This window comes from Streptomyces sp. NBC_00354, assembly GCF_036106915.1.
GTDB lineage: Bacteria > Actinomycetota > Actinomycetes > Streptomycetales > Streptomycetaceae > Streptomyces.
In genome coordinates this window covers 5,392,100-5,405,209 of the sequence record NZ_CP107983.1, presented here as the reverse complement: position 1 = coordinate 5,405,209, position 13,110 = coordinate 5,392,100, and the positions used below count along the sequence as shown (strand labels likewise).

Sequence of the window (13,110 nt, the reverse complement as noted above, 5' to 3'; positions counted from 1 at the left end):
AACTTAGGGCCCCCTTACCGTTTTCGGCCAAGGTTAGGCTAACCTTCCCTCCGAACGGCCCAGTGGCCGCCCGGCGCGCACGAAAGCGGACATCGACATGCCCAAGTCCCGTACCTCCTACCTCTCCCGCCGCGGTCTCATCGCCGCCGGCGGCGCCCTCGGCCTCGTCGCGGCCCTCACTGCATGCGGCGGCTCCGACTCGGCGAAGAGCGGGGCGGGCGACAAGGACAAGGGCGCTGCGACCTCGGGCGCCTGGACCTTCAAGGACGACCTCGGCAAGGACATCGGCCTCAAGGCCAAGCCGAAGAACATCGTGGCCTACACCGGCACCGCCGCCGCGCTCTACGACTACGGCATCCAGGTCAAGGGCGTCTTCGGCCCGACCAGGACCGCCGACGGCAAGGCCGACACGATGGCCGGCTCGATGGACATCTCCAAGGTCGAGATCCTCGGCAACGTCTACGACGAGTTCAACGTCGAGAAGTACGCGGCCCTGCAGCCCGAGCTGCTGGTCACCAACACCTGGGACGGCAGCTACTGGTTCGTCCCGGAGGCCTCCAAGGACAAGATCCTGAAGCTGGCCCCGGCCGCCGCGATCGGCGTGGGCGGCGACGCCTCCCTCGACAAGGCGCTGGAGCGCACGGCCGACCTCGCCAAGTCCCTGGGCGCCGACCTGAACACCAAGAAGACCGCCGACGCCAAGGCCCGCTTCGAGTCGGCCGCCACCAAGGTCCGCGAGGCCACCAAGGCCAACCCGGGCATCAAGGTGCTCGTCGGCTCCGGCTCCGACGCCCTGTTCTACGTCTCCACCCCGAAGACCTCGGCCGACCTGAAGTACTTCGAGACCCTCGGCGTCGAGTTCGTCACCCCGGAGCAGGGCAAGCTGGACGCGGGCGGCTTCTTCGAGAGCCTCAGCTGGGAGAACGCCGGCAAGTACAAGGCCGACCTGGTCCTGCTCGACAACCGCACCGGCACCCTGCAGCCGGAGGAGCTGAAGGCCAAGCCGACCTGGGCCGAGCTGCCCGCCGTCAAGGCCGGCCAGGTCGCCCCGCGCGTGACCGAGCCGATCTACTCGTACGACAAGTGCGCCCAGATCCTCGAGGACCTCGCGAAGTCCATCCAGAACGCCAAGAAGGTCGGCTGACCCTCGGCGCCCCGACCAGGCGCCGTTTCCACTGACGAGGGGGGACTCTCCGCATGACCGCCACCGCACCCGACGCCATGGTGTCCGACGCCACCGCATCCGACACCGCCCCGGCCGCCGCCCACTTCCGGTTCTTCGCACTCGAAGTGCTGCGCACGCGCCGGCTCGGGCACTCGTTCCTGCGGGTCACGTTCGGCGGGGAATCCCTCTCGGGCTTCCGCTCGGGCGGCTACGACCAGAGCCTCTCGCTCTTCCTGCCGCCCGCCCACCAGCAGCACACCCTGCTCCCGTCCACGGACGAGGACACCTGGTTCGCGGCCTGGCGCGGAATGCCGGACGAGGAGCGGCCGGTGATGCGGTCGTACACCGTGCGCGAGCAGCGCCGTACGCCCGAGGGCGCCGACGAGGTCGACATCGACTTCGTGCTCCACGGGGACCCCGCCGCGGCAGCGGCTGATGTCACGGCTCCGGCCTCGTACTGGGCCGGGCGGGCGGTCACCGGCCGCCGGATCATGGCGATCGGCCCGGCCGTCGTGGAGAACAAGTCCGTACGGTTCCAGCCGCCGGCCGGCACCGACGCGCTGCTCATGTACGCGGACGAGACGGCGCTCCCCGCGGCCGCCGCGATCCTGGACCGGCTCCCCGCCGGGACCCGGGTCGCCGCGTGGTTCGAGGTCCCGCACGCCGCCGACCGGCTCGTCCTGCCGACGCTCGCCGACGCGGACATCACCTGGATCGTGCGGGAGAGCGGCGCGGGCAAGGAGCGCACCGAGCGCGTGCTGGAGGCACTCCGGGCGGCCGAACTGCCGGTCGCCGAAGCTCCGTACGCCTGGCTCGCGGGCGAGGCCGGCACGATTCGGGCGGTCCGCCGGCATGTCGTACAGGAACGTTCCATCGACCGGCGTGCGGTGCGTTTCACCGGTTACTGGCGGCTCGGCGCGAGCGAGGAGGAACTCCTCGCCGAGGCGTACGCGGGCCAGGCGGCCAGCGAGGAACCCACGTCCGAGCTGTAGCAACTCCCGCTCTCCCCAACCCTCTTCAGCGATGGGCCCCGGCTTCCGGCCGGGGCCCATCGCTATTTGGCCGAAAGATTAGGTTAGGCTAACCTAATAATCGCCTTCCCCACCCGCCTCTTTCCCTGCCCGGAGGAACGTTGATGCGCTCGCATCTGCTGAATGAGACGACCGCGGACCTGTACCGGCGTGCCGTCACCGAAGGCGTCGAGCGCATCGCTGCCAAACTCGCGACCACCGAGCGGCCGCACACCGGTATATCCGTCGATGAACTCGCCCCGGTCATCAACGGGATAGACCTGGACCGGCCCCTCGAAGACCCGGCCGCCGTCCTCGACGAGCTGGAAGAGGTCTACCTGCGCGACGCGGTGTACTTCCACCACCCGCGCTACCTGGGCCATCTCAACTGCCCTGTCGTCATCCCCGCCGTCCTCGGCGAGGCCGTCCTCTCGGCCGTCAACTCCTCCCTGGACACCTGGGACCAGTCCATAGGCGGCACGCTCATCGAGCGCCGCCTCATCGACTGGACCGCGCAGCGCATCGGTCTCGGCCCGGACGCGGACGGCATCTTCACCTCCGGCGGCAGCCAGTCCAACTTCCACGCGCTGCTGCTGGCCCGCGACGAGGCCTGCCGCAAGGTCATGCAGAGCAGCGAGCGGACGCTCCCGAAGTCCCAGGTCCTGCCCAAGCTGCGCATCTTCACCTCCGAGGCCAGCCACTTCAGCGTCAAGAAGTCGGCCGCCATGCTCGGGCTCGGCTACGAGGCCGTCATCGCCGTCCCCGTCGACCGGGGCCGCCGCATGGACACCTCCGTGCTCGCCCTCGAGCTGGAGAACTGCGCCGCCGAGGGCCTGTTCCCGATGGCCGTCGTCGCCACCGCCGGCACCACCGACTTCGGGTCCATCGACCCGCTCCCCGAGATCGCCCGCCTGGCCGCCGAGCACTCCGCGTGGATGCACGTGGACGCCGCGTACGGCTGCGGACTGCTGATCTCCCCCACCCGGCGGCACCTGCTCGACGGCATCGAACTGGCCGACTCGGTCACGGTCGACTACCACAAGTCGTTCTTCCAGCCGGTCAGTTCCAGCGCGATGCTGGTCCGCGACCGCGACACCCTCAAGCACGCCACGTACCACGCGGACTACCTCAACCCCCGCCGCATGGCGGAGGAGCAGATTCCGAACCAGGTCGACAAGTCCATCCAGACCACGCGCCGCTTCGACGCGCTCAAGCTCTGGATGACCCTGCGCACCATGGGCGCCGACGGTCTCGGCTCGCTCTTCGACGAGGTCATCGACCTGGCCGCCGCCGGCTGGGACATCATCGACGCCGACCCGCGCTTCGAGGTCGTCGTCAAGCCCCGGATCTCCACCCTGGTCTTCCGCTATGTGCCCTCCGGCGACGTCCGCAAGGACCTCGTCGACGAGGCCAACCTGCACGCCCGCAAGGCGCTGTTCGCCTCCGGCGAGGCGGTCGTCGCCGGCACCAAGGTGGACGGCGACCAGTACCTGAAGTTCACCCTCCTCAACCCGCAGACCACGACGGCCGACATCGCGGCCGTCCTCGACCTTCTCGCGTCCCACGCCGAGCAGTACCTGGGAGAATCCCTTGTCCACGCCTCGTGAGCCCCGCCGGCCGCTCGACTTCATCGGTATCGGCCTCGGTCCCTTCAACCTGGGACTCGCCTGCCTGACCGCTCCGATCGACGAGCTCGACGGCCTCTTCATCGAGACGAAGCCGCACTTCGAGTGGCACGCCGGGATGTTCCTGGACGGTGCGCACCTGCAGACGCCGTTCATGTCGGACCTGGTCACGCTGGCCGACCCGACCTCGCCCTTCTCCTTCCTGAACTACCTGAAGGACAAGGACCGGCTGTACTCCTTCTACATCCGGGAGAACTTCTACCCGCTGCGGACCGAGTACAACGACTACTGCCGCTGGGCCGCCGACCGCCTCGACAACGTGCAGTACTCCACCTCCGTCACGGAGGTCACGTACGACGAGCAGGCCGGCCTGTACGAGGTCCACACCGACCGCGGCGAAACCCACCTGGCCCGCCGCCTGGTCCTGGGAACCGGCACCCCGCCGTTCGTCCCGCAGGCCTGCGCCGGGCTCGGCGGCGACTTCACGCACAACTCCGCGTACATGCGACACAAGCCGGAGCTCCAGCAGAAGAAGTCGATCACGCTGGTCGGCTCCGGCCAGAGTGCGGCGGAGATCTACTACGACCTGCTCGCCGAGATCGACGTGTACGGCTACCAGCTCAACTGGGTGACCCGCTCCCCGCGGTTCTTCCCGCTGGAGTACACGAAGCTGACGCTGGAGATGACCTCCCCGGAGTACGTGGACTACTTCCACGCGCTGCCCGAGGAGACCCGCTACCGGCTCGAGCACCAGCAGAAGAACCTCTTCAAGGGCATCGACGGCGAGCTCATCAACGCCATCTTCGACATGCTCTACCAGAAGAAGGTCACCTCGCCGGGCCCGGTCCCGACCACCCTGTTGACCAACACCTCGCTGAACTCCGCGGCATACGACACCACCACGGGCACGTACACCCTGGGGCTGCGCCAGGAGGAGCAGGAGCGCGACTTCTCCCTCGCCACCGAGGGCCTGATCCTCGCGACGGGCTACAGGTACACGCTCCCGGAGTTCCTGAACCCCGTGCGCGAGCGCCTGTCCTTCGACGGCCACGGCCGCCCCGACGCGGCCCGCAACTACAGCATCGACGTGACCGGCCGCGGGGTCTTCCTGCAGAACGGCACGGTCCACAACCACTCCATCACCGCGCCCGACCTGGGAATGGCCGCATACCGCAACGCGTACATCATCGGAGAGCTCCTCGGCCGCGAGTACTACAAGGTCGAGAAGTCCATCGCGTTCCAGCAGTTCGCCGCCCCGGAAGGCCCGCACGCATGAGCACCACCGAAATCCTGTACAGCCGCGTCGACGGGGACCTCGGGGCCTTCTCCGTGAGGCCCCTGGATCCCTTCGCCGACGCGGAGCTGCTGCACGGCTGGGTCACCCACCCGAAGGCCTCGTTCTGGATGATGCAGGACGCCTCGCTGCCGGACGTCGAGCGCGAGTACATGCGGATCGCCGCCCATGAGCACCACCAGGCCTTCATCGGCCTGCACGAGGGCCGCCCGGCCTTCCTGATGGAGACGTACGACCCGAGCGAGCTGGAGCTGGTCGGCCTGTACGACGCCCGGCCCGGCGACGTCGGCATGCACTTCCTGGTCGCCCCGAGCGACCGGCCGCTGCACGGCTTCACGCGTGCGGTCATCACCACCGTGATGGCGGCCGTGTTCGCGGACCCGGCGACCGAGCGCGTCGTGGTCGAGCCGGACGTCGCCAACACCGCCGTGCACGCCCTGAACGAGGCCGTCGGCTTCGTATCGGAGCGGCAGGTCACCAAGCCGGAGAAGGAAGCCCTGCTGAGCTTCTGCACCCGCGCGCAGTTCGAGGCGGCCACCGGCCTGACGGGAGCCTCCATATGAGCCTCGCCGACGCGATCTCGCACCTCTCCCCCGAACTGTGGGCCCGCGCGAACCGCGCACTGGTCCGCAAGGCCCTGGCGGAGTTCTCGCACGAGCGCCTGCTGACCCCGAAGCCGCTCGGCGACTCGAGGTACGCGGTCCTGAGCGACGACGGCACCGTGGAGTACCGCTTCACCGCGGCCCTCCACGCCCTGGACCACTGGGCGGTCGACGAAGCCTCCGTCACCCGCCACCGGGACGGCGCCGAGCTGCCTCTGGACGCGATCGACTTCCACATCGAGCTGAAGGACGCCCTCGGTCTCAGCCCCGAGGTCCTGCCGGTGTACCTGGAGGAGATCTCCTCCACCCTGGCGGGCTCGGGCTTCAAGTACACGAAGCCGCAGGTCCCCGCCGCCGTCCTGGCGACGTCCTCCTTCCAGGACATCGAGACCGGCATGACCGAGGGCCACCCCTGCTTCGTCGCCAACAACGGCCGGCTCGGCTTCGGCGTGCACGAGTACCTCTCGTACGCCCCGGAGACGGCGAGCCCCGTCCACCTGGTGTGGGTGGCGGCCCGCAAGGACGTCTCCACCTTCACGGCCGGCGCCGGCCTGGACCACGACTCGTTCATGCGCGACGAGCTGGGCGAGGCCGCCATCGCGGGGTTCGAGGCCAGGCTGTCCGCCATGGGCCTGGACCCGGCGGACTACCACTTCCTGCCGGTCCACCCCTGGCAGTGGTGGAACAAGACCACGGTCACCTTCGCGGCCGAGATCGCGTGCCGCCGTCTGGTGCTGCTCGGAGAGGGCGAGGACGCGTTCCTCGCCCAGCAGTCGATCCGTACGTTCTTCAACACCACGACGCCGACGAAGCACTACGTGAAGACCGCCATCTCGGTCCTCAACATGGGCTTCATGCGCGGCCTGTCGGCGGCCTACATGGAGGCCACCCCGGCGATCAACGACTGGCTGCACCAGCTGATCGAGGGCGACGAGGTCCTGCAGTCGGTGGACTTCTCGATCATCCGCGAGCGCGCGGCCATCGGCTACCACCACCGCCAGTACGAGCGCGCCACCGACCGCTACTCCCCGTACCGCAAGATGCTGGCCGCCCTGTGGCGGGAGTCCCCGGTCAACCACCTCCGGGAAGGCGAGCGCCTGGCGACGATGGCCTCCCTGCTGCATGTCGACTCCGAGGGCAAGTCCTTCGTCGGCGCGCTCATCGAGGAGTCGGGCCTCACCCCGTCGCAGTGGCTGAAGCCGTACCTGAAGGCCTACCTCCTCCCGCTCCTGCACTGCTTCTACCAGTACGACCTCGCGTACATGCCGCACGGCGAGAACACCATCCTCGTCATCGAGAACGGCGTGGTGAAGCGGGCGATCTTCAAGGACATCGCCGAGGAGATCGTGGTCATGGACCCCGACGCGGTGCTCCCGCCTGCCGTCGAGCGCGTCAGGGCCGACATCCCGGAGGACATGAAGCTCCTGTCGATCTTCACGGACGTCTTCGACTGCTTCTTCCGCTTCCTGGGCTCGATCCTGGTCTCGGAGGGCATCTGCGAGGAGGAGACCTTCTGGAAGGCTGTCGCGGACTGCGGACACGACTACCAGGAGTCGATGCCGCAGCTCGCGGAGCGCTTCGAGCGGTACGACCTGTTCGCCGAGGAGTTCCAGCTGTCCTGCCTGAACCGGCTCCAGCTGCGCAACAACAAGCAGATGGTGGACCTCGCCGACCCGGCGGCCGCCCTCCAGCTGATCGGCACCCTCAAGAACCCCGTCGCGCCTCACGCATCGCGGCGGTGATCAAGGGGGTGGGTGCGCTGCCGAATACGGTCCCTCGGCAGCGCGCCCGCCCCTCCTGCCCGAGGTGTGTCCGCGAAGCCCTGACCGGCCCTCTTCGCGGACACGCCTCGGGCAGTCCCTTTTCCCGGCTACGGCCAGGGGACGTCCGGGGCCCGGTAGTACGTGATGTCCTGGGCCTCCAGCCTCGGGCCCTGGGCCGCCACGCGCTGCCGGTACTCGCTCCAGTTCCGCGGGCCCGGGCTCCAGCCCAGTTCCGCGAGGCCCAGCACCCGCGGGAACGCCATGAACTCCAGGTCGGACCGGGTCGCGATCGTCTCGGTCCACAACGGCGCCTCGACCCCGAGGACCGCGGACTCCGGGACTCCGGCCGCGGCCAGGTACGTCCCCGGGTTCCAGTCGTAGGCCCTGCGCACCGGGACGAAGCCCGCCCAGGCCAGTCCCGGCTTCGTCGTCAGGTCGTACTTCATGTCCAGGTACAGCCGGTCCGCCGGCGACAGGATCAGCGGGTGGCCCGCCTTCGCCGCCGTGGCCACCGCCGACTTCTCGGCGGCCGGGGTCCTGTCGTGGCCCCAGTACTGGAGCACCGCTCCCGGCGCCGGGCGGGCCGTCGCCAGCTGGTGCCAGGCCACCACCGTCTTGCCGTGGCGCCCCACCACCTCCTGGGCCCGGTCCATGAACGCCGCGTAGTCCGCCGCCGGAGTCGAGAGCGCCTCGTCGCCGCCGATGTGCAGGTAGCGGCCCGGGGTCAGTTCGGCCAGCTCGCCGAGCACCTCGTCGATGAACTCGTACGTCCGCTCCTTGCCGACGCACAGCGAGCTGAAGCCGACCTTGATCCCGGTGTAGCGCTCGCGCGCCTTGCCGTCGCAGTTCAGCTCCGCGTACGAGGCCAGGGCCGCGTTCACGTGCCCCGGCATGTCGATCTCCGGGACCACGTCCACGTACCGCTCCGCCGCGTACGCCACGAGGTCGCGGTACTGGTCCTTCGTCCAGTACCCGCCCGGCCCGCCGCCGACCTCGCTGCCGCCCCCGTACTCCGCCAGCCGGGGCCAGGAGTCGATCGCGATCCGCCAGCCCTGGTCGTCGGTCAGGTGCAGGTGCAGCGTGTTGACCTTGTACTGGGCGAGCTGGTCGACGTACCCCTTGACCTGCTCGGCCGTGAAGTGGTGGCGGGCGATGTCCAGCATGGCCCCCCGGTACGCGAACCGGGGCGCGTCGGTGATCTCGCCGCCGGGCACCGTGCCCGGACCGGCCACCGGCAGCAGCTGCCGCAGCGTCTGCCCCGCGTGGAAGAGCCCCGCCGGGGTCCGGGCGGTCAGCGTGACCCCGCCCGGGCCGGACTCCAGCCGGTACCCCTCGGCGCCGACGCCCTCGGCCGCCCCGTCCAGGCGCAGCCGGATCCCGTCGCCGTCGGCCCCGTCGACCACCGGCAGCGGGAGCCCGCTGGGGCCCCGGAGCTGCTGCGCGAGGAGCTCGCCGACCCGGCGGACCTCCTCGCCGCCGCTCGCGCCGGTACGGATGACCGTGCCCGCCCCGACGGCGTACCCGGGGCCTTCGGCGCGTGCGGATGCGGGCGCCGGCAGGAGCTGTTCGTAGGGGGCGAGGACGGCGGGGCGCTCGTCCCCCGGTCTGGCGTCGGCGCCGGGGGACGTTGCGCAGGAGACGGCCACGCCGAGGACGAGGAGGGTGCCGAGCGTGCGTCGCAGGACTCTCATAGGGCAGGTATAGGCCAACTGGCGTGCTGTGGCCGGTGCGAGAATCGATGGATGGCGGAAATCATCCAGAAGGACGGCACATGGACCTTCGACGGGGACGCGGTGCGTATCGTGCCCGGTCGCGACAAGGGGGTGGGGCTGCTGCGCCAGACGCTGGGCGAAGTGGTCGTACCGCTGCCCGCGCTCGCCGGGGTCAGCTACGAACCGGGCCGCAAGACAGGCCGGTTGAGGCTGAAGCTGCGTGACGGCGCCGACCCGCTGCTCCAGGTGACGGGCGGGCGGCTGCCGGAGGCCTCCGACCCGTACCGGCTGACCGTGGAGGCGGACCGGACGGGGGTGGCGGAGTATTTCGTGGACGAGGTCCGCAATGCGCTGCTGCTGGACCAGGTGGACCCCGGCCCGGCGGACGTGTACCTGCTACCGGGGCCGGCCGTGCCGATCACGGTGGCCGCGGGGGACGGCACGGTGGCCTTCGACGGGGACCGGGTGGCGCTGGACTGGAACTGGACGACGGAGGAGGCCAAGAGCTCCGGCGGACCGCGCGAGTTCCGGCTCGCGGACCTGCGGACGGTGGAGTGGTCCCCCTCGAAGGGCCTGGACAACGGATGGATCCGGTTCACGCTGGCAGGCGCCCCGGCGGCTCCGGCGCCCAAGTACGACCCGTACACGGTGGAGCTGTTCGGTTTCAAGAAGGACCCGCTGATGGCACTGGTCGCAGCGGCCGTGGCGGTGCGGATGCCCCATCCCCGCGGTGCCTCGGCGCCGGCCGAGGCCGCCACGGTCCGGTCCGCGGTGCCGGTGCCGGAGCTCGCGGCCTCGGCCCCCGAGCCGACGGCCCCCGAGGACCACGACGCCCTGCTGCGCCGGCTGCGCGAGCTCGGCGATCTGCATCAGGGGGGCATCCTCACGGCCGAGGAGTTCGCCGCAGCCAAGCAGGCCATTTTGCGTCGTTTCTAACCGCTTGGTGAGCGGATTTACGCATTCCGCTGGTCTGGACCAGATAGATCCTGCCCGATTCCGGGCAGGATCTTTGCGTTCCCGGCCGCGGCCCGTCAGTATCTACGAGTGCTCGACCGCCGCCCGTCTCATGACGATCTTGTCGACCACCTGGTGCGCAGCACCGCGCTGCAGCGCGGCGAGGCCGCCCGGGTGGTGCTCGACGTCCTCGCGTACTTCGATGAGACGACCGAGGAATTCGTGCGCCGCCGCCACCGGGAGCTCCAGTCCGGTGGCGCGGTCAACGCGGAGATCTTCGAACGGATCGCGGCCGAGCTGCCGCACCGCGCCGTGGCGCCGCCGGAGCTCTCGCTCCGGCAGCTGCGCCGCATCGTCTACGGCTGAGCAACAGGGCCTGCCGACGGCAGGGCGCGGCGACAACAGCGGCAAGAGCAACCGAACTTCAGGAGGGGCAAGACTTTATGTGCGGAATCGTGGGTTACATCGGCAAGCGTGACGTGGCACCGCTGCTGCTGGAAGGCCTGCAGCGACTGGAATACCGCGGATACGACTCCGCGGGCATCGTCGTCAACAGCCCGAAGTCCCCCGCGCTCAAGGTGGTCAAGGCCAAGGGTCGCGTCCGCGAGCTGGAGTCCCGGGTACCCAAGCGCTTCACCGGCACCACCGGTATCGCCCACACCCGCTGGGCCACCCACGGCGCGCCGAGCGACATCAACTCCCACCCGCACCTGGACGCCGAGAGCAAGGTCGCGGTCGTGCACAACGGCATCGTCGACAACGCCGACGAGCTCCGCGCCAAGCTGGTGTCCGAGGGCGTCGTCTTCGTCTCGGAGACCGACACCGAGGTGATCGTCCACCTGGTCGCCCGCTCCCAGGCCGACACCCTCGAGGAGAAGGTCCGCGAGGCCGTCAAGGCCATCGAGGGCACCTACGGCATCGCCGTCATGCACGCCGACTTCGCCGACCGCATCGTCGTGGCCCGCAACGGCTCGCCGGTCGTCCTCGGCATCGGCGAGAAGGAGATGTTCGTCGCCTCGGACGTCGCCGCGCTCGTCGCCCACACCCGCCAGGTCGTCACCCTCGACGACGGCGAGATGGCCACTCTCAAGGCCGACGACTTCCGCACCTACACCACCAGCGGCGCCACCACCACGGCCACGCCGGAGACCGTGGAGTGGGAGGCCGCCTCGTACGACATGGGCGGCCACGACACGTACATGCACAAGGAGATCTCCGAGCAGCCCGACGCGGTCGACCGCGTGCTGCGCGGCCGGATCGACGACCGCTTCAACACCGTGCACCTGGGCGGCCTGAACCTGGACCCGCGCGAGGCGCGCGGCATCCGCCGGGTCAAGATCCTGGGCTGCGGCACCTCGTACCACGCGGGCCTGATCGGCGCCGGCCTCATCGAGAGCATGGCCCGTATCCCCGCGGACGCCGAGCCGGCCTCCGAGTTCCGCTACCGCAACCCGGTCGTGGACCCCGACACGCTCTACATCGCCGTCTCCCAGTCCGGTGAGACGTACGACGTACTGGCCGCCGTGCAGGAGCTCAAGCGCAAGGGCGCCCGCGTCCTCGGCGTCGTCAACGTGGTGGGCTCCGCGATCGCCCGCGAGGCCGACGGCGGCGTGTACGTGCACGCCGGTCCCGAGGTCTGCGTCGTCTCCACCAAGTGCTTCACCAACACGGTCGTGGCCTTCGCGCTGCTCGCCGTGCACCTGGGCCGGATCCGGGACCTGTCGGTCACCGACGGCAAGCGGATCATCGAGGGCCTGCGCAAGCTGCCCGCGCAGATCCAGGAGATCCTCGAGGGCGAAGAGGACATCAAGAAGCTGGCGGCCGAGTACGCCGAGGCCAAGTCGATGATGTTCATCGGCCGGGTCCGCGGCTACCCGGTGGCCCTGGAGGCCTCCCTCAAGCTGAAGGAGATCTCCTACATCCACGCCGAGGCCTACCCGGCCTCCGAGCTCAAGCACGGTCCGCTCGCGCTCATCGAGCCGGCGATGCCGACGGTCGCGATCGTCCCGGACGACGACCTGCTGGAGAAGAACCGCGCGGCGCTGGAGGAGATCAAGGCCCGCAGCGGCCGGATCCTGGCGGTCGCCCACCGCGAGCAGGAGAAGGCCGACCACACCATCCTCGTGCCCAAGAACGAGGACGAGCTGGACCCGATCCTGATGGGCATCCCGCTCCAGCTGCTGGCGTACCACACGGCCCTGGCCCTGGGCCGGGACATCGACAAGCCGCGCAACCTGGCGAAGTCGGTCACGGTCGAGTAGTCGCACCGAGCACGCAGAACGGCCCCCGGGGGGATTCCCCCGGGGGCCGTTCCCGTATGTCCCTCAGCCCGCGGCGACCGCGCCGCTGCCGGAGGCCTTGCCCAGTGCGGTGGGCCAGTGGGCCAGCGCCGCGGTGGCGCCGTACCAGAACAGCAGCCCGGAGACCGCGGCCACCCAGCCGGCGACCTTGGCGAGCCCGCCGCTGTCGGCGAAGGAGCCGACCGCGAGGAGCAGCAGGGAGAGGGTGAGCAGGGCGTACGCGCCCTGACCGAACAGTCCGCTCGAGGCACTGACCGTGAGGGTCAGCGCGAGCAGGGCGAAGAGGACCAGGAACAGTCCGGCTGCGTGTGCCGAAACCTTTCCGTCCGCCCCTGAGGCCCAGGTGAACCAGAAGGCGCCGAGGCCCGCGTACGCCGTGCCGTTGAAGCCGTTGCCGCCGCGGAACTCGAGGATTCCGAGGACGAACAGGGCGAGACCGCCGACGTAGGTCGCGAGTGACACGGAGTTGGCGACGGACACGCCGCTGACGACGGCGGTGTGGCCGATACCGAATGCGAGAAGGGTGAGACCCAGGGCTATGTTCCCGAGGGTCGAAGTCGAGGCCGTGCTTCCCGCAGAGACACCATTGTCCACGGCGGGCTCCCTTCGATCTGCAGTTGTTTGCTGCGTCCCAGCAGCATTTATCTACCCTTTACATGAGGGTTCACAACCGCACAACCGAAGT

At 69.7% G+C, this 13,110-nt stretch carries 11 protein-coding genes; 9 read left to right on the top strand and 2 right to left on the bottom strand.

Features of this window, described 5'->3' with window-relative positions:
* The first annotated feature begins 97 nt into the window (after positions 1–97).
* The 6 genes from OHT74_RS24755 to OHT74_RS24730 all read left to right on the top strand — a co-directional run bounded on the left by OHT74_RS24755 (position 98) and on the right by OHT74_RS24730 (position 7,438).
* Positions 98–1,144, top strand: a complete 1,047-nt coding sequence (locus OHT74_RS24755; RefSeq protein ID WP_266666840.1) for an ABC transporter substrate-binding protein — start codon at positions 98–100, stop codon at positions 1,142–1,144.
* Between the two features lie 53 nt (positions 1,145–1,197).
* Positions 1,198–2,157, top strand: coding sequence for a siderophore-interacting protein (locus tag OHT74_RS24750; RefSeq protein ID WP_328621422.1), 960 nt, complete (start codon positions 1,198–1,200; stop codon positions 2,155–2,157).
* 143 nt (positions 2,158–2,300) lie between these two features.
* Entirely contained in the window at positions 2,301–3,782 is a 1,482-nt protein-coding gene (locus OHT74_RS24745) for a pyridoxal phosphate-dependent decarboxylase family protein (RefSeq protein ID WP_266666836.1), read from the top strand.
* Positions 3,766–5,076: a lysine N(6)-hydroxylase/L-ornithine N(5)-oxygenase family protein gene (locus OHT74_RS24740; RefSeq protein ID WP_328621421.1), complete on the top strand. Its 1,311-nt coding sequence runs from the start codon at positions 3,766–3,768 to the stop codon at positions 5,074–5,076. The genes OHT74_RS24745 and OHT74_RS24740 overlap by 17 nt, the downstream gene beginning before the upstream one ends.
* On the top strand, positions 5,073–5,657 hold the full coding sequence (locus tag OHT74_RS24735; RefSeq protein WP_328621420.1) for a GNAT family N-acetyltransferase: 585 nt from the start codon (positions 5,073–5,075) through the stop codon (positions 5,655–5,657). Before OHT74_RS24740 ends, OHT74_RS24735 begins: the two co-directional genes overlap by 4 nt.
* On the top strand, positions 5,654–7,438 hold the full coding sequence (locus OHT74_RS24730; RefSeq protein WP_328621419.1) for an IucA/IucC family protein: 1,785 nt from the start codon (positions 5,654–5,656) through the stop codon (positions 7,436–7,438). The genes OHT74_RS24735 and OHT74_RS24730 overlap by 4 nt, the downstream gene beginning before the upstream one ends.
* 128 nt (positions 7,439–7,566) lie before the next feature.
* Here the strand turns inward: OHT74_RS24730 and OHT74_RS24725 are convergent, their stop codons facing one another.
* A complete protein-coding gene (locus OHT74_RS24725) occupies positions 7,567–9,150 on the bottom strand; it encodes a beta-N-acetylhexosaminidase (protein ID WP_328621418.1) in 1,584 nt (527 codons plus the stop codon).
* A 51-nt stretch (positions 9,151–9,201) separates the two neighbouring features.
* On the opposite strand from OHT74_RS24725, the gene OHT74_RS24720 reads away from it, so the two are divergent.
* From OHT74_RS24720 to glmS, 3 genes are all read left to right on the top strand, one after another.
* Positions 9,202–10,107, top strand: a complete 906-nt coding sequence (locus OHT74_RS24720; protein WP_328621417.1) for a DUF4429 domain-containing protein — start codon at positions 9,202–9,204, stop codon at positions 10,105–10,107.
* A gap of 108 nt (positions 10,108–10,215) precedes the next feature.
* On the top strand, positions 10,216–10,491 hold the full coding sequence (locus OHT74_RS24715) for a hypothetical protein (RefSeq protein ID WP_030008735.1): 276 nt from the start codon (positions 10,216–10,218) through the stop codon (positions 10,489–10,491).
* 77 nt (positions 10,492–10,568) lie between these two features.
* On the top strand, positions 10,569–12,386 hold the full coding sequence (gene glmS, locus OHT74_RS24710; protein WP_266666824.1) for a glutamine--fructose-6-phosphate transaminase (isomerizing): 1,818 nt from the start codon (positions 10,569–10,571) through the stop codon (positions 12,384–12,386).
* Positions 12,387–12,449: 63 nt separating this feature from the next.
* Here glmS and OHT74_RS24705 read toward each other — a convergent pair whose 3' ends face one another.
* Positions 12,450–13,019, bottom strand: a complete 570-nt coding sequence (locus tag OHT74_RS24705; protein ID WP_328621416.1) for a GPR1/FUN34/YaaH family transporter — start codon at positions 13,017–13,019, stop codon at positions 12,450–12,452.
* Between the last annotated feature and the right edge of the window lie 91 nt (positions 13,020–13,110).

What these genes read in the sequence shown, in the direction of transcription:
- OHT74_RS24755 (WP_266666840.1), top strand. Translation starts at nt 98, where the DNA reads ATGCCCAAGTCCCGTACCTCCTACCTCTCCCGCCGCGGTCTCATCGCC.
- OHT74_RS24750 (WP_328621422.1), top strand. Translation starts at nt 1,198, where the DNA reads ATGACCGCCACCGCACCCGACGCCATGGTGTCCGACGCCACCGCATCC.
- OHT74_RS24745 (WP_266666836.1), top strand. Translation starts at nt 2,301, where the DNA reads ATGCGCTCGCATCTGCTGAATGAGACGACCGCGGACCTGTACCGGCGT.
- OHT74_RS24735 (WP_328621420.1), top strand. Translation starts at nt 5,073, where the DNA reads ATGAGCACCACCGAAATCCTGTACAGCCGCGTCGACGGGGACCTCGGG.
- OHT74_RS24730 (WP_328621419.1), top strand. Translation starts at nt 5,654, where the DNA reads ATGAGCCTCGCCGACGCGATCTCGCACCTCTCCCCCGAACTGTGGGCC.
- OHT74_RS24725 (WP_328621418.1), bottom strand. Translation starts at nt 9,150, where the DNA reads ATGAGAGTCCTGCGACGCACGCTCGGCACCCTCCTCGTCCTCGGCGTG.
- OHT74_RS24720 (WP_328621417.1), top strand. Translation starts at nt 9,202, where the DNA reads ATGGCGGAAATCATCCAGAAGGACGGCACATGGACCTTCGACGGGGAC.
- glmS (WP_266666824.1), top strand. Translation starts at nt 10,569, where the DNA reads ATGTGCGGAATCGTGGGTTACATCGGCAAGCGTGACGTGGCACCGCTG.